Below are 17,241 nucleotides of genomic sequence, written 5' to 3'. Positions count from 1 at the left end.
TTATCTGGTGTTTTTGTACAGCGGTTACTTATAAGGTGGTGAATGCAAATGGCAGACAAACGACAATCAAATAACCGTCGCATTAAACAAAATTTGGTCGAAGGATCTCGCTCACAACAAAATACAAAACGAAAAAAGACGAACTTAGTTTTAAACGTTTTAATTATCGTGGTAAGCTTACTTATCATTGGTAGTTTGTATTTTGTGCTATTTAAAACGGAGAGTGACCCAGCGCAACAAGAAAACAAAACGGCATCTTCCACAACGAAAAAAGAAGATGCCGCTAAATCAGATAAATCATCCGAAAAAGAAAAAGAGTCTTCCGATGAAAAAACAACGGAAACGACCGAAAGCGACGATCCAAATGTGGCGAAAGTTATTACCAAAGACTGGAAACCAATCGGCACGGATCAAACTGGCGATCATGTGAATTCGTACAGTTCCACTAGTGTAGATTGGCAAGAAAAACGTAAAGCTTTTTCTGCAGCAACAGATATTCCAATCTCGAACACATCACTTTGGTTTGTAGAGCAAGGTGCTGACCCTGCAACGCAATCAATTGGAACGCTTTCTACTAAAGAAGACCCAGATAAAGCATATCGTGTTTATATCACATGGGTGGACGGTGAAGGATGGCAACCAACCAAAGTAGAAGAACTTAAAACAAACGACAAAAGATAAAAGCACAGAAGTTAGCTGTTAACGACTGTGCTTTTTTGGAGGTTACATAATGACAATTGGTATTATCGGAGCAATGGAAGAAGAAGTAGAACTATTAAAAAATACGATGCCAAGCGTAGAAGAAATTGTTATTGGCGGCGCGAAATTTTACGTCGGCGAAATCGCTGGCAAAGAAGTAGTGCTTTTAGAATCAGGAATCGGTAAAGTAAATGCAGCACTTGGAACAACACTTATGGCAGATCGTTTTAAACCAGAAGTAATTATTAACACTGGTTCAGCTGGCGGTATGGCAGAAGGCTTAGCTGTTGGAGATGTGATTATTTCTGATCGACTAGCATACGGAGATGTAGACGTAACTGAATTCGGCTACACATATGGTCAAGTTCCACGTATGCCAGCTTTTTACCAAGGGGATGCAGTTCTTCTTAAAAAAGCAGAGACAATTTATCGCGAAAATTTTGCTGCAAGTGAAAATAAAGCAGTTTATGGCTTAGTAATCACAAATGATTCATTTATTATGCGTCCGGACCAACATGAAACAATTCGTACTTTTTTCCCGGATGTGAAAGCAGTTGAAATGGAAGCGGCGGCAATTGCGCAAGTTGCTTACCAATTCGATATCCCGTTTTTAATTATTCGTGCTATTTCCGATTTAGCTAATCAAGAAGCGACGATTTCTTTCGATGAGTTTATTCACTTAGCTGCGAAACAATCGGCAACGTGTATCATCGAATTACTAAAAACAATTTAAAGAAAACGCCTGGAGTTTTAAGCTCCAGGCGTTTTTTTATTTTACATATTCTTCTGTTAAAGCAAGGAAATCTTCTACATCTTTAGCGGCAAGAGCAACTGCTTCTTCCCAGAAATCAGCTTTACGCAAGTCAACTCCAAGATGTTTTTCAGCAAGTTGTTCTGTCGTCATAGAACCAGTGTCTTGCAGTAGTGCAATGTATTTATCTTCATAACTAGCGCCTTCAGCTTGGGCTTTATGGTAAATACCAAGCGAGAACAGGTAACCGAATGTATACGGGAAGTTATAAAACGGTACATCAGCAATATAAAAATGTAATTTAGAAGCCCAGAACTGCGGATGATACTCGTCTAATGCATCCAAATATGCTTCTCGTTGTGCTTCTTCCATTAGGGAATTAAGTCTATCAACGGAAACTACGCCTTGTTTGCGTGCTTCATAGAAATTACATTCGAAAATAAAACGAGCATGAATATTCATAAAGAAGGCAATACTACGACCAATTTTATCTTCCAGTAACGTGATTTTTTCTTCTTTTGTTTTGGCATCTTTGACAGATGCATCAGCAATAATCATTTCTGCAAAAGTAGAAGCAGTTTCTGCAACGTTCATAGCGTAATCAGTGTTTTCAAACGGCTCATCGCGAATAACGTGAGAGTGGAAAGCGTGTCCAAGTTCATGAGCAAGCGTAGCGACCGTTCCAGGAGCGCCATCATATGTCATGAAAATACGACTTTCTTTCTCAACAGGGAAGTCGGTACAAAAACCACCAGGACGTTTGTTATCACGATCTTCAGCTTCAATCCACCCTTTTTCAAAAGCAGATTCGGCAAAGTTTGCCATTTTCGGACTGAATTTATTAAATTGTTCAATGATAAATTCTGCGCCTTCTTGGTAGGTATATTTCTTTGGTTCACTTGAAAACACAAGAGGGGCTTCCACATCATAAAAGCTTAATTTTTCCAAACCAAGTAAGTTAGCTTTTCGATCTAAAAAGCGAACAAAAGTAGGTTTATGCGTTTGAATAACATTCCACATCGATTTCAATGTTTGTTCATCTAAACGATTGATAGCAAGCGGTTCATCGAGAATATTTTCCCATTTACGGATATCATATGTAGCTAAACGGAAGCCAGATAAATGATTTAACGTATCGCTAAACAAACGAGATTCCTCTTGCCAAACGCGTGTATATTCTTTGAAAACGGCTTGACGAACTGCGCGGTCAGGGTGATTTAATAAGTTTAACGCTTGTCCAGCAGAAACGTCTTTTTCTTCCCCGTCGATTGTAACATGCATGCGTAGTTTGCCAACGATTGTATCATAATGGTCAGACCAGCCACGATAACCATCAACAGCTAAAGAGTTAATAGCAGCTTCTTGTTCTTTACTGCCTTTTTTACGACGATTGGTGCGCGCTTCACTTAAAATAAAGCTAATTTGCGATAAACCGTTTTGTTGCATTAGCTCGTCCCAAACACGGTCAGAAACTTGTGCAAATTTGTCATGCCATTCATCTTCGGCAGTAGCAAGTGTTGCGACATATTGATAAATTAACGCCGAAAGCTCATTTGCCCGAGTGTCATTAATATCAGCAGAAGCAAGACATTCTAAAAAAGAACCTGCTGTAAGTAAAATTTTCGAAATATCTGCGTTTTGGTTCACTAAAAGTAAAAATTCTGCAGAGGCTTCCACATTTTCAGGAACTTCCCATTCAGCAACATTTGCGACAAAGCTATCTAAATCAGCTTTTACCTCTTGAAGCGTTTGCTGTAATTCTTCAGAACCGCTGCCGCCAGCATATATATTTTCTAAATCCCATGTTAATGCATAATCTTTTGACATTTGTTTGCCTCCTTAAAAATATAACGTTTCCTTTCATATTATAGCATTTTTCTCAGCTTTTTTTGTAAAATAAGCAGAAAGATGGTAAAATTTATAGATTATTAGTCTAATTGAATGTATGATAGAATAGACTGTACTAAATAAAAGAATGAGGTGCCAATACGTGTTAAAGCAATTCTCACCAGATAAAATGTTGAATACTCCATTTGGAATAACAGCAGAGCAGCTTCGAAAAATGGGAAAGACTACTATTTTAACTGATCTTGACAATACGCTGCTCGCATGGGATCAACTAGATGCAACGGATGAAGTTATCAACTGGTTTACTATATTAAGAGAAGAAGGAATCAAAGTAATGATTTTTTCTAATAATAATGAAGAACGAGTTGCTCGTGTGGCAAAAGCAATTGATGTCCCTTATTTAGCGCGGGCAAAAAAACCTTTAGGCGCTAATTTTCGCTGGGCATTGAAAGAATTAAATGCAACACCAGAAGAAACTGTGATGATTGGTGATCAAATTATGACAGATATATTCGGTGGAAATCGTCAAAAATTAACAACCATTTTTGTTCGTCCCGTGAAACAAACCGATGGAATGGCGACAAAATTAAATCGAATGATGGAAAGTGTTATTTTAAAACGATTAGAAAAGAAAAACCAAATTAAGTGGGAGGAATCACTTTGACAGAAGAAATAAGATGTATTGGTTGTGGGGCCATTATTCAAACAGAAGATCCTGACAAAATCGGCTATGCGCCAAAATCATCCCTCAATAATGAACAAGTTATTTGTAAAAGATGTTTTCGTCTAAAGCATTACAATGAAATTCAAGATGTTGCGCTAACAGATGATGATTTTTTACGCATTTTAAATCAAATTAGTTCGAAGCAGGCGTTAATCGTCTATGTGGTGGATATTTTTGATTTTGATGGCAGTTGGTTGCCTGGACTTCCTCGTTTTGCAGGAAGCAACCCTGTATTACTTGTCGGTAACAAAGAAGACGTGTTACCAAAATCATTAAAACGCGACAAATTAACACGTTGGATGAGAACACGTGCCAAAGAGCAAGGCTTAGCGGCGACGGATGTCGTACTAGTCAGCGCTGAAAAAGGCCACGGTTTTGATACCCTTTTAGAGAAAATTGATGAATTACGAAACGGGCAAGATGTGTATGTTGTCGGTTGTACAAATGTTGGTAAATCAACACTTATCAATCGGATTATTAAACAAGCATCCGGGGAAAATAATGTCATCACAACATCACAATTCCCAGGTACAACGCTTGATAAAATCGAAATCCCATTAGCAGATGGCAATGTGCTTGTTGACACACCAGGAATTATTAACCATCACCAAATGGCGCATTTCATTGATACAAACACATTAAAAGCGATTACTCCGAAAAAAGAAATAAAACCAGCTGTTTTCCAATTAAACGAAGAGCAAACCTTGTTCTTAGGCGCGCTTGCTCGTTTGGATTACGTTTCAGGCGGCCGTAAATCGCTTGTTGTTTACGTATCAAACAATTTACCAATCCATCGCACGAAATTAGAAAAAGCAGAAGCATTATATGAAAATCAAGCTGGACTAGTCCTTCAACCGCCAACCGAAGAAGGGATGAAAACATTACCAAAACTCGTGCCTTATTCCTTTACTGTAAAAGAAAAAGCGGATATTGTCTTTTCTGGACTTGGTTGGGTTACGATTCCAGAAGGTGGCGCAAAAGTAACTGCTTGGGTTCCAGAAGGCGTAAGCGCAACTATCCGGACATCACTCGTTTAAAACTAAGGAGGCCTGTCATTTGGAAAAATATGTTGTTATCGGAAATCCTATTCGTCACTCGTTATCACCAGCTATGCAAAATCGGATTTTCCAAGAACTTGGAATGAACGCGGAGTATAACTCTGTTTTAATAGAAGAAGACGCTTTTGAAACAGAAATCAAAAAATTAATGGATTCTGGCGTGCGTGGTTTTAATATTACTACACCTTTTAAAGAGCGCATTTTACCATTTTTAGACGAACTAGAAGATCTTGCAGCAGCATCTGGCGCGGTGAATACTGTGCTCAGAAAAGACGACAAATGGTACGGATTCAACACAGATGGCAAAGGCTACTTAGAAGGATTAGAAGAAATTCGCCCGATTACAGCGGCAGATTCAATTCTAATCACGGGGGCAGGCGGCGCAAGTAAGGCGATTTATCTCGCGCTTACAAGTCATACAGACGCCAAAATTACCGTTGCCAACCGAACAACAGAAAAAGCGATAGAGATGACGAAAGATAACGCGAATCACCATGCGATGACACTGCAAGAAGCAGAAAATGAGGTGGCTGACTTTACGATTATCATTCAAACCACTTCTATCGGTCTGGAAGCTTCTAAAAACAAAAGCCCGATTTCACTGGCAAATGTGTCAAAGGGAACGATTTGTTCTGACATTATTTATAATCCAGCAGAAACGGCCTTTCTAAAAGAAGCAAAGAAAAATGGGGCTATTACCCAAAACGGCTTACCAATGTTTGTTAATCAAGGGGCACTTGCCTTTGAAATATGGACTGGCATTAAACCAGAGCGATCACTGATGAAAGAAGCAGTACTCGAACAATTAGGAGGAAACTAATGTTAACAGCTACACAAAAACGTTTTTTAAGAAAAGAAGCACATAATATCCAACCCATTTTCCAAGTAGGAAAAGGAAGCGTATCACCAAACTTAATTATTCACGTAAAAGAAGCGCTAGAAGTGAGAGAATTAATTAAAATCTCCATTTTACAAAACTGTGAGGAAGACAAACAAACCGTTGCAGAGAAAATTAGTGCGCGTTCAGGAGCAGATATCGTCCAAGTGATTGGTAGAACAATTATTCTTTATAAAACTTCTGTAAATAAGCCACAAATTAAATTACCGTAAATCTGGAGGAACCCTGCGATGAAACGTAAAGTCGGTATTTTAGGCGGAACATTTGATCCACCACATTTAGCGCACCTCCGCATGGCAGAAGAGGCCAAAAAGCAGCTCGGCCTTGAAAAAATCTTATTTCTACCTAATAAAATTCCGCCACATAAACATATTAGTGGTATGGCTTCCAGTGAGGCACGTGTTGAAATGCTTCAATTGATGATAGAAGGCATTGATTCGTTTGAAGTTGATACACGTGAACTCATGCGCGCAGGAAAGTCCTATACGTATGATACAATGCGTGATATGATAAGCGAGCAGCCGGATACTGATTTTTATTTTATTATCGGTGGAGACATGGTAGAATATTTGCCAAAGTGGTATCATATAGATGACTTAGTAAAAATGGTAACGTTCGTTGGGGTTAATCGCCCACTTTATCAACCAGAAGTTCCATATGATGTCGTTAAAATCGACATGCCGGAAACGACTATTTCTTCCACAGAAATTAGGAATGATATCGAACACGCGGAAACCTTTTTACCCGAAAAAGTATGGTCATATATAAAGGAGCATCAACTTTATGGAAAGAAATGAAGTGCTAAAAAAAGTAGAAGCAGCTATGCCGAGTGCACGTTTCACACACACTTTAGGCGTAGAAAAAGCAGCTGTAGAACTTGCAGAACATTATCATATGGATGTAGAAAAAGCTCGAATAACCGCTTTACTACACGATTATGCCAAGTACTATGAAGATGATAAAGCAAGAAAAATCATCGAGGACGAGGGTTATGATCCGCGTTTGCTGGAATTTCATCGTTCGCTGTGGCACGCTCCAGTTGGCGCCTATTTGGCCGAAAAAGAATTTGGTATTACTGATACAGAAATACTAGAAGCTATTCGCTTGCATACAACAGGAAGCGCTACGATGTCTGATTTCGATAAACTTATCTACTTAGCCGACTATACAGAACAAGGAAGATCTTTTCCTGGTGTATATAAAGCGCGTAGATTAGCACTTAAATCATTGGATGAAGCAATGCTATTCGCTCTATCTAATACGATTACGCACTTGATTAAAAAGCAACAATTGGTTTTTCCAGACACACTGGATGCCTACAATTATTTTGTTAATTTAAATTTGGAAGGAGACTATTAATAATTTGAACAGTTACGATACATTAATGCTGACCGCAAAGGCAGCAGACGATAAAAGAGCAGAGGATATTTTAGCATTAGATATGAAGGGGTTATCAAGTTTTGCAGATTATTTCGTTATCTGCCATGGTAATTCAGACAAACAAGTCCAAGCAATCGCTCGTGAAATTAAAGAAAAAGCATTAGAAAACCAAGTAGATGTGAAACGTTTAGAAGGCTTTGATGCGGCACAATGGGTGTTAATCGACTTAGGCGATGTTATTATTCACGTGTTCCACAAAGAAGAACGTTCTTACTATAACCTAGAAAAACTATGGGGAGACGCACCACTTGTGGACGTTTCTGCAGCGTTTGTCTCTTAATAACAAACAGAACAGGCGGGAGTATTCTCGTCTGTTTTTTTAAGGAGAAGTTAATAATGAGTTATGAATATTTTCCAGGATTCTATGATAGGCTCATGGATTCTGAACTTTATGATGAATGGGTAGAATTTTCTGCAGATTTTATTGGTGAAACACCGAAAAAAGTACTCGATTTAGCATGTGGTACTGCAGAGTTTGCGCTACGATTAAGCTTTTTAGGTCATCAGGTTACTGGCGTGGATTTATCGAAAGAAATGGTGGCCGTTGCCAAAGAAAAAGTGGCAGCAGCTGAAATTAATTTGCCGATTTTAGAACAAGATATGTCAAAATTAGCTTTAAATCAAACTTTTGATGTTATCACCTGTTTCTGTGATTCGCTTAATTATTTGGAAACAGAACAAGCGCTTGAGGACACAATCCAATCAGTATCAACACATTTGGAACCAAATGGCTTGTTTTTATTTGATGTGCATTCTGTATATAAAATAGAGCAAGGCTTTAAAGATTATTCTTACGGAGATAGTGATGAGGAAATTTCCACAATTTGGAATTCTTTTCCTGGCGAATATCCTCATTCCGTCGAACATGAGCTAACTTTTTACATTTTAGGGGAAGATGATACGTATAACCGGGTAGACGAATTACACAAAGAACGAACCTATCCCATCACTACCTATGAAAATATATTAAAAAAAGCTGGCTTTACGAAAATAGATATTTATGCTGATTTTAGCCTCGAAAAACCAACCAATACAAGCGAAAGAATCTTTTTCGTAGCAAGAAAGTAATTTTCAAAGATTACTTTCTTTTTTTATGCCATTTTCCGTTTCGTTTGCAAAAAGGATTTTGAACGGATTTGGCGAATAGTATATTAAGGCGGTGATAGACATGATGGAGCTTCTGAAAAAACACAAAAATTATTTATTAATTGGCGTTGCTATTCTTTGTGCTGGATTAGTATATATTTGTTTACCAAATGGAGGCACAGAGGAAATATCGGCAAAACAAACAGTGACGAAAGAAGAAAAACCTGTTAAAGAAGAAGTAAAGACACCAAACCATCTATACATTGACATTAAAGGCGCAGTGCGGACACCTGGCGTGTATAAATTACCAGCTGATGCTAGAGTGCAAGATGTAGTGAAGATAGCAGGAGGACTCACAGAAGAAGCAGATAACAGCAAATTAAACTTAGCAGAAAAATTAAAAGATGAGATGAGTATTTATGTCTACAAAAAAGGAGAGGAAGGACCAGATTTACCGGCATCAAACACGGGAGAAACAACAAGTACAACCGATAAAATCAATATTAATAGCGCAACAAAAGTAGATTTACAACAAGTACCAGGAATTGGCGACTCAAAAGCAACCGCCATTATAGAGTACCGCGAAAAAGAAGGTTTATTTCAAACAATAGACGATTTAAAGAATGTTTCTGGCATAGGCGAAAAAACCGTAGAAAAATTAAAAGAATATTTGGATGTTAATTAATAAAAGTGGTTGACGAACTTCCTTCTAAACACCTATACTAATATTTATCAAATCATAAGGGAGTTTTTAATGTGCAAAGGATCGCATGGGATCAGTTTTTTATGGCGCAAAGTCATCTAATATCATCAAGGAGCACGTGTACACGACTAATGGTAGGTGCGACAATAGTTCGAGATAAACGTATTATTGCGGGCGGATATAACGGGTCCATCGCTGGTGGGGATCATTGCGCAGAACATGGTTGTTACGTTGTAGACGGTCACTGTATCCGAACCATTCACGCAGAGATGAACGCCATCCTACAATGTGCCAAATTTGGTGCCACGACAGATAATGCAGAATTATATGTGACGCACTTCCCTTGTCTTGCTTGTACGAAATCCATTATCCAAGCAGGAATCAAGAAAGTATATTTTGCCAAAGATTACAAAAATCATTCGTACGCTTTGGAATTATTTAAGATTGCTGGTGTTGAATTGCAAAAAGTAGAATTTGATGAATCCGTTCTCCAAGTAAACAATTGGAACGAAGAAAAAATGCATACTTTAGTCAAAGAAGCAGCAGTCGAAGTAAATATTGAACCAGAAAAAGCAGAGCAACTGTACCAACACATCTCAGAAAAATTAAACTAAATAAGGAGGGAACGTTATCGAGCGATATTTAGCTATGATTGTTTTAGCTATTGTTTGTGCAACTGTTACAAGCTCTTTCGTTCCCATATGTATTTGTTTGCTCAGTTTGATTGCTTTTATTAAAAAATCCAAAAGAATCCTTCTTTTTATCCTCATTTATCTTCTAATATGTGGCTTTTTATTTATTGTCGAAAAATCGAATACAACCACTTTTTCAGCAACTGAATTTAATGAAAACTGTCAAATAATAGATAATTTAAAGATTGATGGTGACAGTTTTCAAGCTATCGTACGCTACGAAAAAGAAGTATTTCAATTGCGTTATACAATTACAACAGCAGAAGAACAGCAAAAATTAAAAAGGCTTCAATACGGACAGTTTATTTCTGTCTCCGCAAATCTAGAAACCCCTCAAGCCAATCGTAATCAAAACCAATTTAATTACCAAACGTATCTTAAACGTCAAAAAATACACTATGTACTTCAAGCTAACTCACTATCAATTTCAAATAGAGTTTCACCATCCATCTTAATGCGTATTCAAAATATCCGTTTACAAACAATAGCACATATAAGCGAAAATATTTCTCCAACAATAAATCCTTATTTCCTTGCGTTAATTACTGGTGAGAAAAATGGCTTTTCGCCTGAAATGTATGAAACCTACCAGCAAATGGGTGTTGTCCATCTATTAGCGATCTCAGGACTTCATGTTAATTTATTAATTGGAGCTATTTATTTTTTATTGCTAAAGTTTAGCATAAGTCGCGAACGAGCCATTATTTGTCTGCTTGGTTTTTTACCGTTTTATGTTATCTTCACAGGAGCCAATCCACCAGTTATTCGTGCGGCAACAATGACAGCATTACTTTTATTATCCGAAAAATATGCAACCAAATGGAGTTCGTTTTCAGTTATTTGCTTATCCTTTATTCTATTTTACTTCCTACAACCATATGTCATTTACGAAGTGGGATTCCAGCTTTCTTATGCAGTGTCATTTGGCATTATTTTATCATCGAGACAAATATTAACTAGACAACAAAATATCTTCACCAAATCACTCGCGATATCCTTTGTTTCAACGATAATGTCATCCGTTGTGATGATGTATCATTTTTATTCTTTTTCATGGGTAGGAATTTTTTTCAACTTGCTATATGTACCGATTTTTACAATTATCATATTACCTGGTTGCATAAGTGTCTTTTTATTGTCTATGTGTTCCCGGACGCTCGCTACTATTCCTGAATCTATGCTTGTTTTTCTTATCCAATTGATAGAAAGCCTTACTAATGTTTTCGCGAAGATACCGCATCAAACCATTGTGACTGGAAGACCTAACACGGTGATTCTTATATTAATTATAGTTACCATCTTGTTGTTCTTTTATCAGTGGCAAAAGAATAAGTTTCCGGTAAGGATTTTTATCATTTTTTGTCTACTCTGTTATTTTTCCAGTTTTAATGTTAGTGGCAAAGTTAGTTTTGTTGATGTAGGGCAAGGGGATAGTATTTTAATTCAATTACCTTACAACAAAGGCAACTATTTAATTGATACAGGTGGGCAACTTCCGTTTGAGAAAGAAGACTGGGCGAAAAAAAGAAAACCATTTACCATTGGCGGAAGTACACTCACTCCAGTTTTAAAATCAAAAGGGATTAGCAGTCTAGATAAAGTAATCATTACCCATAGTGATGCAGATCATATGGAAGGGCTCGATGACTTAGCGAAAAATATTTCTATTAAGGAACTTATTTTTGCCCAAGGTTCCGAAAATAAAGCAATCATGAAAGAAACGCTCGATGCAATGCCGCAAATAAAGCAAACAATTATTTTAGCGGGAGCGAACTGGCAAGTGGGTGAAAGCCGTTTTGAATGCTTGTACCCAACGCAAGCGGGTGTTGGCGGAAACGATGACTCTATTGTCTTAAAAGCGATATTAGATAATAAAGTGTGGCTTTTCACCGGAGATTTAGAGGCAAACGGGGAACAAAAACTGTTAGATCAACCAGTTAAAGCAGATATTCTAAAAGTAGGACACCATGGTAGCAAAACTTCGACATCCAAAGAATTTATACAACAAGTCCAACCAACTTTTGTCATTATTTCTTGTGGAGTGAAAAATCGTTTCGGTCACCCTCATATAGAAACTTTAAATACGCTAGAAGAAGCAGAGACAACGATTTTGCGAACAGATTTACAAGGAGAAATAATTTATACATTTGGAAAAGGCTTTGAAGCGACTTTGAAATAAAACTTGCTATCTCTTATTTCATGTTTTACCATAGAAAGAGAAATAAGAGTGAAGCGAGGCGAAATGAATGCTGCCAGAATGGAAACAGATACGCTCCAAAAAAATAACTCCAGTGTATTTAATCATTGGAACAGAAGATTATATTATTAACGAAACAAAGCAACTTTTAATAGATAACATTTTAGATGGCGAAGAGGTAGAATTTAACTATGCCAACCTAGATTTAGAAGAAATGCCGATTGAAGCAGTCGTTCAAGAAGCAGAAAGTATGCCATTTTTTGGTGATAGACGTTTAGTAATGGCAAACAATCCGCTCTTTTTAACGACGGAAAAAAGTAAAAATAAAGTGGAACACGATACAGCGAAATTAGAAGCGTATCTCAACGAACCTGTAGACTACTCTGTGCTATGCTTTGTGGCGCGCGTAGAAAAATTGGATGAACGTAAAAAACTAACTAAACTCCTCAAAAAAACAGCTACAGTCATAGAAGCAAAGCGACCTAATGAAAATGAACTAAAAAAATGGATTGAAGCAAAAATAGGCGAAAATCACATGCAAATGTCACAAGCAGCCATAACTCGACTTATTGAATTAACTAGCGGTCAGTTAACAACAGCTATGAATGAATTGCAAAAATTAATGCTCTATTGCTTTGATACAAAAGAAATCACGGTTCAAGAGGTAGAATCTTTAGTTGTTCGTTCGTTAGAGCAGAACATTTTCTTGCTACTTGATAAAATGATCGCCATGGATATTGGTGGGGCGCTCCGAATTTATTATGATTTATTAAAACAAAAAGAGGAACCTATCAAAATATTAGCATTAATTTCTAGCCAATTCCGGTTGTTGAACCAATTAAAGCTGCTAGAACAACAAGGATATTCACAACAACAAGCTGCAACTAAATTAAAAGTGCATCCATTTCGCGTGAAGTTAGCATCCAAACAAGCAAAGAATTTCTCAGAACGACAATTAAGTCAAGCTTTAAAACGATTAGCTGAAATAGACTTTGAAATGAAAACAGGTTTTGGTGATAAGGAACAGAAACTCGAATGGTTTTTGTTTGAATTACAGGATAATCGTCAAAAAACAGTATAAAAAATAGCTTTGTCGCTAAGGACAAAGCTATTTTTACAAACAAAAAACACCACACAAGGTGTGATGTTTTATACCGAACTCGGTATTATTTAGCTAATTTAGCAGCTAAGCGAGATTTGTTGCGAGCAGCATTGTTTTTGTGAATCAATCCTTTGCTCACAGCGCTATCTAATTTTTTCGATGCTTCTACGTAAAGATCTTTCGCGTTGTCCGCGTTGTTTGCAGCTGCTTCATCAAATTTTTTGATAGCAGTACGCATTGCAGAACGTTGAGATGCATTACGGCTGTTGCGAGTTTCAGCAGTTTTCACACGTTTAATTGCAGATTTAATATTTGGCATTCCATTCACCTCCGTCCAAACTAATGAGGTAGTATTTATTTCATATAACATACCTTTTTAAATTATATCAGAACAAATGCTATTATACCGAAATCACAGCCATATTGCAATAATACTTTCTATTTTATTTTAAATTTATCTGTATTTAATAAAGAAGTCATTGAATGTTAAGCGTTCTACTGATATAATCAAGGATAGCTTGCCATCGGATTTATGCGATGAGTTCTAATCAGGAGCTGGGGAAATGAACAAAGAAGAAATGAATGCAAGACAAAAGAAAATTAGAAACTTTTCGATTATCGCGCACATAGATCATGGTAAATCTACACTCGCTGATCGGATTTTAGAACAAACAGGTGCATTAACGCATCGTGAAATGAAAAATCAGCTACTAGATTCGATGGATTTAGAACGTGAACGCGGGATAACCATAAAATTAAATGCTGTCCAATTAAAGTATAAAGCAAAAGATGGCGAAACATATATTTTCCATTTGATTGATACGCCGGGACATGTCGATTTCACTTATGAAGTATCAAGAAGTTTGGCTGCATGTGAGGGAGCCATTCTAGTAGTAGACGCTGCGCAAGGGATTGAAGCACAAACACTTGCCAATGTTTACCTTGCACTAGATAATGATTTAGAAATTTTACCTGTTATTAACAAAATCGATTTACCCGCGGCCGATCCAGAAAGAGTCCGTGAAGAAATTGAAGACGTTATCGGCTTAGATGCGTCCGACGCTGTACTCGCTTCGGCAAAATCAGGTATTGGTATTGGGGACATTCTTGAACAAATCGTTGAAAAAGTGCCAGAACCTTCTGGAGATGTAAATAAACCGTTAAAAGCGCTAATTTTTGATTCCGTTTTTGATGCGTACCGCGGCGTTATTGCCAACATTCGTATCATGGATGGCGTTGTGAAAGCCGGCGACAGAATTAAAATGATGTCGAATGGTAAAGAATTCGAAGTAACGGAAGTAGGTGTTTTTTCTCCAAAAGCAACACCGCGCGACGAATTACTTGTTGGTGATGTAGGTTACTTAACAGCTGCTATCAAAAATGTTGGCGATACGCGAGTAGGTGACACGATCACGCTAGCGAATAATCCAGCTGAAGAAGCACTTGATGGTTACCGCAAATTGAATCCAATGGTTTACTGTGGTTTGTATCCAATCGATTCTTCTAAATACAATGATTTGCGTGATGCTTTAGAAAAACTAGAACTAAATGACTCCGCTCTTCAATTTGAAGCGGAGACTTCTCAAGCGTTAGGCTTCGGTTTCCGTTGTGGTTTCCTAGGATTACTTCACATGGAAATCATTCAAGAGCGAATTGAACGCGAATTTAACATCGATTTAATCACTACTGCTCCAAGTGTTATCTATCATGTCAACTTAACAGATGGCTCCAACATCGTCGTTGATAATCCTGCTGAAATGCCCGAACCTGGCGTAATTGAAAGCGTGGAAGAGCCATACGTAAAAGCAACAGTCATGGTACCGAATGATTACGTTGGCGCAGTCATGGAACTAGCGCAAAACAAACGTGGAAACTTCATTACGATGGAGTACTTAGATGATATCCGTGTGAGTATTGTATACGAAATTCCGCTTTCCGAAATTGTTTATGACTTTTTCGACCAATTAAAATCATCCACAAAAGGCTATGCGTCCTTTGATTATGAATTAATTGGCTATAAAGCTTCTAAACTGGTGAAAATGGATATTCTTTTAAATGCCGAAAAAGTAGATGCATTAAGCTTTATCGTTCATCGTGATTTTGCCTACGAGCGTGGTAAAATTATCGTTGAGAAATTAAAAGAACTTATTCCAAGACAACAGTTTGAAGTACCAATCCAAGCAGCAATTGCGACAAAAATTGTTTCTCGTTCTACTATTAAAGCACTGCGTAAAAACGTACTTGCTAAATGTTATGGTGGGGACGTATCTCGTAAAAGGAAACTCCTAGAGAAACAAAAAGAAGGTAAAAAACGTATGAAACAAATCGGTTCCGTTGAAGTTCCACAAGAAGCTTTCATGGCAATCTTGAAAATGGATGAATCGAAATAATAAAAAAGTTGTGCTATGAACAAATACGTTCTTGGCACAACTTTTTTTATATATGATAAGGATAAATTAAATCATGATTTTTCTTCTCCATGCTGACATAATTTCGCTCAGCGGTAATAACTTCTACAGCATTAGGGGAGGAATACTTCGCTATTTTCACATCCACTTCTTTTAGATTTTCCGTTAAATCCGCTAAGCTTTTCAAAACAACTGTCCGATGATCTAAAAGTAACTGTTTCCGCGTTTCAATAGAAACAGGCCCCTCCATAACACAATCAATATACGTGCGGATTTGCTTTAGCGGCATTCCCGTATTTTTTAAACAACAAATTGTATGAATTAATTTCAAATCCGATTCGGTAAATTCGCGATATCCAGACTGATTTTTAGAAACAAACGGTAGCAAACCTTGTTTATCATAGTAACGCAATGTATAAATCGACAAATTAAATATTTTGGATACCTCTTTAATAGAATAAGTCATTTTTTCCTCCAATAATTAATTTACTTGCCCTATACCATACTCTAGGGTTTACAGTAAGTATAAAGTTAATAAAACAAATAAGCAAAATTTAATATTATCGGAGGAATTTATGATGAAAAACAACGTATTAGTAACTGGTGGAACTGGATTTTTAGGAATGCACATTATCTTTCAATTATTGCAAAAAGGCTACCATGTCAAAACAACGGTCCGTTCTTTAAAAAGTAAAGATAACGTCATTAAAATACTAAAAAATAACGGAATAACAGATTTTACGCAACTATCCTTTGTTGAACTTGATTTATCCAAAGATGCAGGTTGGAAAGAAGCTATGCTCGACTGCGAATATGTGCTGAGTGTCGCATCACCAGTGTTTTTTGGTAAATTTAAAAACGAAGACGAATTAATCCGCCCGGCAATAGACGGCATCACACGAATTCTAAAAGCAGCCAAAGCGGCCAAAGTAAAACGAGTAGTTATGACGTCTAATTTTGGCGCAATTGGTTTTAGTAACGCAGACAAAACGAGCATCACAACAGAAGAATTTTGGACCGATGAGTTTGCTAAAGGATTATCGGCCTATGAAAAATCGAAACTAATCGCAGAAAAAGAAGCTTGGAAATTTATGGAGAACGAAACAGAATTAGAATTTGCAACGATTAATCCAGTGGCTATTTTCGGACCATCGCAAAGTAGCCATGTTTCTGGAAGCTTTGACTTACTAAAAAATCTGTTGAACGGTTCCATGAAACGCATTATAAACATCCCATTGAATGTAGTAGATGCAAGAGATGTCGCTGATTTACACATCCGCGCAATGATTACTAAAAAAGCAAATGGCGAACGATTTATCGCATCTGCAGACGGAGAAATCAGTATGGAAGATATCGCTCATTTACTACGCCAAGAGCGTCCCGAACTTATTTCTAAAATGCCACAAAAAACTTTACCGAACGCCGCTATTAGAGTAGCTGCCTTATTTAACAAACATGCCAAAGAAGGCGAGTTAATGATTAATATGAATCGCCAAATAAGCAATACAAAAGCAAAAAACATGTTAGGTTGGACGCCCATTTCCACGAAAGAAGAAGCTGTCTTAGCCGCAGTTGATAGTTTGGCGAAGTACGGTTTACTAGATTAAAAGCGAATCCACCACATAAGCCCTTAAA

General features: G+C 37.3%; 20 protein-coding genes. 16 read left to right on the top strand and 4 right to left on the bottom strand.

Going from position 1 to position 17,241, the window contains the following annotated elements:
• The first annotated feature begins 48 nt into the window (after positions 1–48).
• Positions 49–681 carry a YrrS family protein gene (locus HCB49_RS06025; protein WP_185479871.1) on the top strand — a complete coding sequence of 211 codons (633 nt, stop codon included), beginning with the start codon at positions 49–51 and terminating at the stop codon, positions 679–681.
• Between the two features lie 49 nt (positions 682–730).
• Positions 731–1,432 carry a 5'-methylthioadenosine/adenosylhomocysteine nucleosidase gene (locus HCB49_RS06020; RefSeq protein WP_185395877.1) on the top strand — a complete coding sequence of 234 codons (702 nt, stop codon included), beginning with the start codon at positions 731–733 and terminating at the stop codon, positions 1,430–1,432.
• 36 nt (positions 1,433–1,468) lie between these two features.
• On the opposite strand, the gene HCB49_RS06015 is transcribed toward HCB49_RS06020, so the two are convergent.
• Positions 1,469–3,277 carry a M3 family oligoendopeptidase gene (locus tag HCB49_RS06015; protein ID WP_185604368.1) on the bottom strand — a complete coding sequence of 603 codons (1,809 nt, stop codon included), beginning with the start codon at positions 3,275–3,277 and terminating at the stop codon, positions 1,469–1,471.
• Positions 3,278–3,440: 163 nt separating this feature from the next.
• On the opposite strand from HCB49_RS06015, the gene HCB49_RS06010 reads away from it, so the two are divergent.
• From HCB49_RS06010 to HCB49_RS05965, 10 genes are all read left to right on the top strand, one after another.
• Complete coding sequence (locus HCB49_RS06010) at positions 3,441–3,962, top strand: YqeG family HAD IIIA-type phosphatase (protein ID WP_185554617.1); 522 nt, start codon at positions 3,441–3,443, stop codon at positions 3,960–3,962.
• Positions 3,959–5,059 carry a ribosome biogenesis GTPase YqeH gene (gene yqeH / locus HCB49_RS06005; protein WP_008947865.1) on the top strand — a complete coding sequence of 367 codons (1,101 nt, stop codon included), beginning with the start codon at positions 3,959–3,961 and terminating at the stop codon, positions 5,057–5,059. The genes HCB49_RS06010 and yqeH overlap by 4 nt, the downstream gene beginning before the upstream one ends.
• 19 nt (positions 5,060–5,078) lie before the next feature.
• On the top strand, positions 5,079–5,900 hold the full coding sequence (gene aroE / locus HCB49_RS06000; protein ID WP_185604367.1) for a shikimate dehydrogenase: 822 nt from the start codon (positions 5,079–5,081) through the stop codon (positions 5,898–5,900).
• Positions 5,900–6,190 (top strand): ribosome assembly RNA-binding protein YhbY, encoded by a 291-nt coding sequence (gene yhbY, locus HCB49_RS05995; RefSeq protein ID WP_185391409.1) that lies wholly within the window; start codon positions 5,900–5,902, stop codon positions 6,188–6,190. Before aroE ends, yhbY begins: the two co-directional genes overlap by 1 nt.
• Before the next feature lie 18 nt (positions 6,191–6,208).
• The gene (locus HCB49_RS05990) at positions 6,209–6,775 is read left to right on the top strand and encodes a nicotinate-nucleotide adenylyltransferase (protein ID WP_185604366.1); all 567 of its coding nucleotides are present in this window, start codon (positions 6,209–6,211) and stop codon (positions 6,773–6,775) included.
• Positions 6,762–7,337, top strand: a complete 576-nt coding sequence (gene yqeK / locus HCB49_RS05985) for a bis(5'-nucleosyl)-tetraphosphatase (symmetrical) YqeK (protein WP_185604365.1) — start codon at positions 6,762–6,764, stop codon at positions 7,335–7,337. Before HCB49_RS05990 ends, yqeK begins: the two co-directional genes overlap by 14 nt.
• A 4-nt stretch (positions 7,338–7,341) precedes the next feature.
• A complete protein-coding gene (gene rsfS / locus HCB49_RS05980) occupies positions 7,342–7,698 on the top strand; it encodes a ribosome silencing factor (RefSeq protein WP_185391406.1) in 357 nt (118 codons plus the stop codon).
• 56 nt (positions 7,699–7,754) lie between these two features.
• Positions 7,755–8,486: a class I SAM-dependent DNA methyltransferase gene (locus HCB49_RS05975; protein ID WP_185604364.1), complete on the top strand. Its 732-nt coding sequence runs from the start codon at positions 7,755–7,757 to the stop codon at positions 8,484–8,486.
• 100 nt (positions 8,487–8,586) lie between these two features.
• A complete protein-coding gene (locus tag HCB49_RS05970; protein ID WP_185604363.1) occupies positions 8,587–9,189 on the top strand; it encodes a helix-hairpin-helix domain-containing protein in 603 nt (200 codons plus the stop codon).
• Positions 9,190–9,260: 71 nt separating this feature from the next.
• Positions 9,261–9,821, top strand: coding sequence for a ComE operon protein 2 (locus HCB49_RS05965; protein WP_185391403.1), 561 nt, complete (start codon positions 9,261–9,263; stop codon positions 9,819–9,821).
• On the opposite strand, the gene HCB49_RS14335 is transcribed toward HCB49_RS05965, so the two are convergent.
• Positions 9,813–9,953 carry a hypothetical protein gene (locus HCB49_RS14335; RefSeq protein WP_260479520.1) on the bottom strand — a complete coding sequence of 47 codons (141 nt, stop codon included), beginning with the start codon at positions 9,951–9,953 and terminating at the stop codon, positions 9,813–9,815. The two genes, HCB49_RS05965 and HCB49_RS14335, sit on opposite strands and share 9 nt — an antisense overlap.
• On the opposite strand from HCB49_RS14335, the gene HCB49_RS05960 reads away from it, so the two are divergent.
• Positions 9,919–12,078, top strand: coding sequence for a DNA internalization-related competence protein ComEC/Rec2 (locus HCB49_RS05960; RefSeq protein ID WP_260479518.1), 2,160 nt, complete (start codon positions 9,919–9,921; stop codon positions 12,076–12,078). The two genes, HCB49_RS14335 and HCB49_RS05960, sit on opposite strands and share 35 nt — an antisense overlap.
• 67 nt (positions 12,079–12,145) lie before the next feature.
• Entirely contained in the window at positions 12,146–13,177 is a 1,032-nt protein-coding gene (gene holA, locus HCB49_RS05955; RefSeq protein WP_185604361.1) for a DNA polymerase III subunit delta, read from the top strand.
• Positions 13,178–13,262: 85 nt separating this feature from the next.
• On the opposite strand, the gene rpsT is transcribed toward holA, so the two are convergent.
• Positions 13,263–13,517 (bottom strand): 30S ribosomal protein S20, encoded by a 255-nt coding sequence (gene rpsT / locus HCB49_RS05950; RefSeq protein ID WP_003726526.1) that lies wholly within the window; start codon positions 13,515–13,517, stop codon positions 13,263–13,265.
• A 244-nt stretch (positions 13,518–13,761) separates the two neighbouring features.
• On the opposite strand from rpsT, the gene lepA reads away from it, so the two are divergent.
• Entirely contained in the window at positions 13,762–15,588 is a 1,827-nt protein-coding gene (gene lepA, locus HCB49_RS05945; protein WP_185604360.1) for a translation elongation factor 4, read from the top strand.
• Positions 15,589–15,634: 46 nt separating this feature from the next.
• Here the strand turns inward: lepA and HCB49_RS05940 are convergent, their stop codons facing one another.
• Positions 15,635–16,072 carry a MerR family transcriptional regulator gene (locus HCB49_RS05940; protein ID WP_185604359.1) on the bottom strand — a complete coding sequence of 146 codons (438 nt, stop codon included), beginning with the start codon at positions 16,070–16,072 and terminating at the stop codon, positions 15,635–15,637.
• A gap of 112 nt (positions 16,073–16,184) precedes the next feature.
• Between HCB49_RS05940 and HCB49_RS05935 the strand changes: the two genes are divergently transcribed.
• On the top strand, positions 16,185–17,213 hold the full coding sequence (locus HCB49_RS05935; protein WP_185604517.1) for an NAD-dependent epimerase/dehydratase family protein: 1,029 nt from the start codon (positions 16,185–16,187) through the stop codon (positions 17,211–17,213).
• Positions 17,214–17,241: the final 28 nt, after the last annotated feature.

It is taken from the genome of Listeria cossartiae subsp. cayugensis (assembly GCF_014229095.1).
Classification (GTDB): Bacteria; Bacillota; Bacilli; order Lactobacillales; family Listeriaceae; genus Listeria; species Listeria cayugensis.
This window is presented reverse-complemented; position numbering and strand designations above follow the sequence as displayed.

Excerpts from the sequence above, each read along its gene's own strand:
- yqeK (WP_185604365.1), top strand. The coding sequence starts at position 6,762 with ATGGAAAGAAATGAAGTGCTAAAAAAAGTAGAAGCAGCTATGCCGAGT.
- HCB49_RS05940 (WP_185604359.1), bottom strand. The coding sequence starts at position 16,072 with ATGACTTATTCTATTAAAGAGGTATCCAAAATATTTAATTTGTCGATT.
- HCB49_RS05935 (WP_185604517.1), top strand. The coding sequence starts at position 16,185 with ATGAAAAACAACGTATTAGTAACTGGTGGAACTGGATTTTTAGGAATG.
- lepA (WP_185604360.1), top strand. The coding sequence starts at position 13,762 with ATGAACAAAGAAGAAATGAATGCAAGACAAAAGAAAATTAGAAACTTT.
- HCB49_RS06025 (WP_185479871.1), top strand. The coding sequence starts at position 49 with ATGGCAGACAAACGACAATCAAATAACCGTCGCATTAAACAAAATTTG.
- HCB49_RS05990 (WP_185604366.1), top strand. The coding sequence starts at position 6,209 with ATGAAACGTAAAGTCGGTATTTTAGGCGGAACATTTGATCCACCACAT.
- rpsT (WP_003726526.1), bottom strand. The coding sequence starts at position 13,517 with ATGCCAAATATTAAATCTGCAATTAAACGTGTGAAAACTGCTGAAACT.
- HCB49_RS06015 (WP_185604368.1), bottom strand. The coding sequence starts at position 3,277 with ATGTCAAAAGATTATGCATTAACATGGGATTTAGAAAATATATATGCT.
- HCB49_RS05970 (WP_185604363.1), top strand. The coding sequence starts at position 8,587 with ATGATGGAGCTTCTGAAAAAACACAAAAATTATTTATTAATTGGCGTT.
- HCB49_RS05975 (WP_185604364.1), top strand. The coding sequence starts at position 7,755 with ATGAGTTATGAATATTTTCCAGGATTCTATGATAGGCTCATGGATTCT.
- HCB49_RS06020 (WP_185395877.1), top strand. The coding sequence starts at position 731 with ATGACAATTGGTATTATCGGAGCAATGGAAGAAGAAGTAGAACTATTA.
- holA (WP_185604361.1), top strand. The coding sequence starts at position 12,146 with ATGCTGCCAGAATGGAAACAGATACGCTCCAAAAAAATAACTCCAGTG.
- yhbY (WP_185391409.1), top strand. The coding sequence starts at position 5,900 with ATGTTAACAGCTACACAAAAACGTTTTTTAAGAAAAGAAGCACATAAT.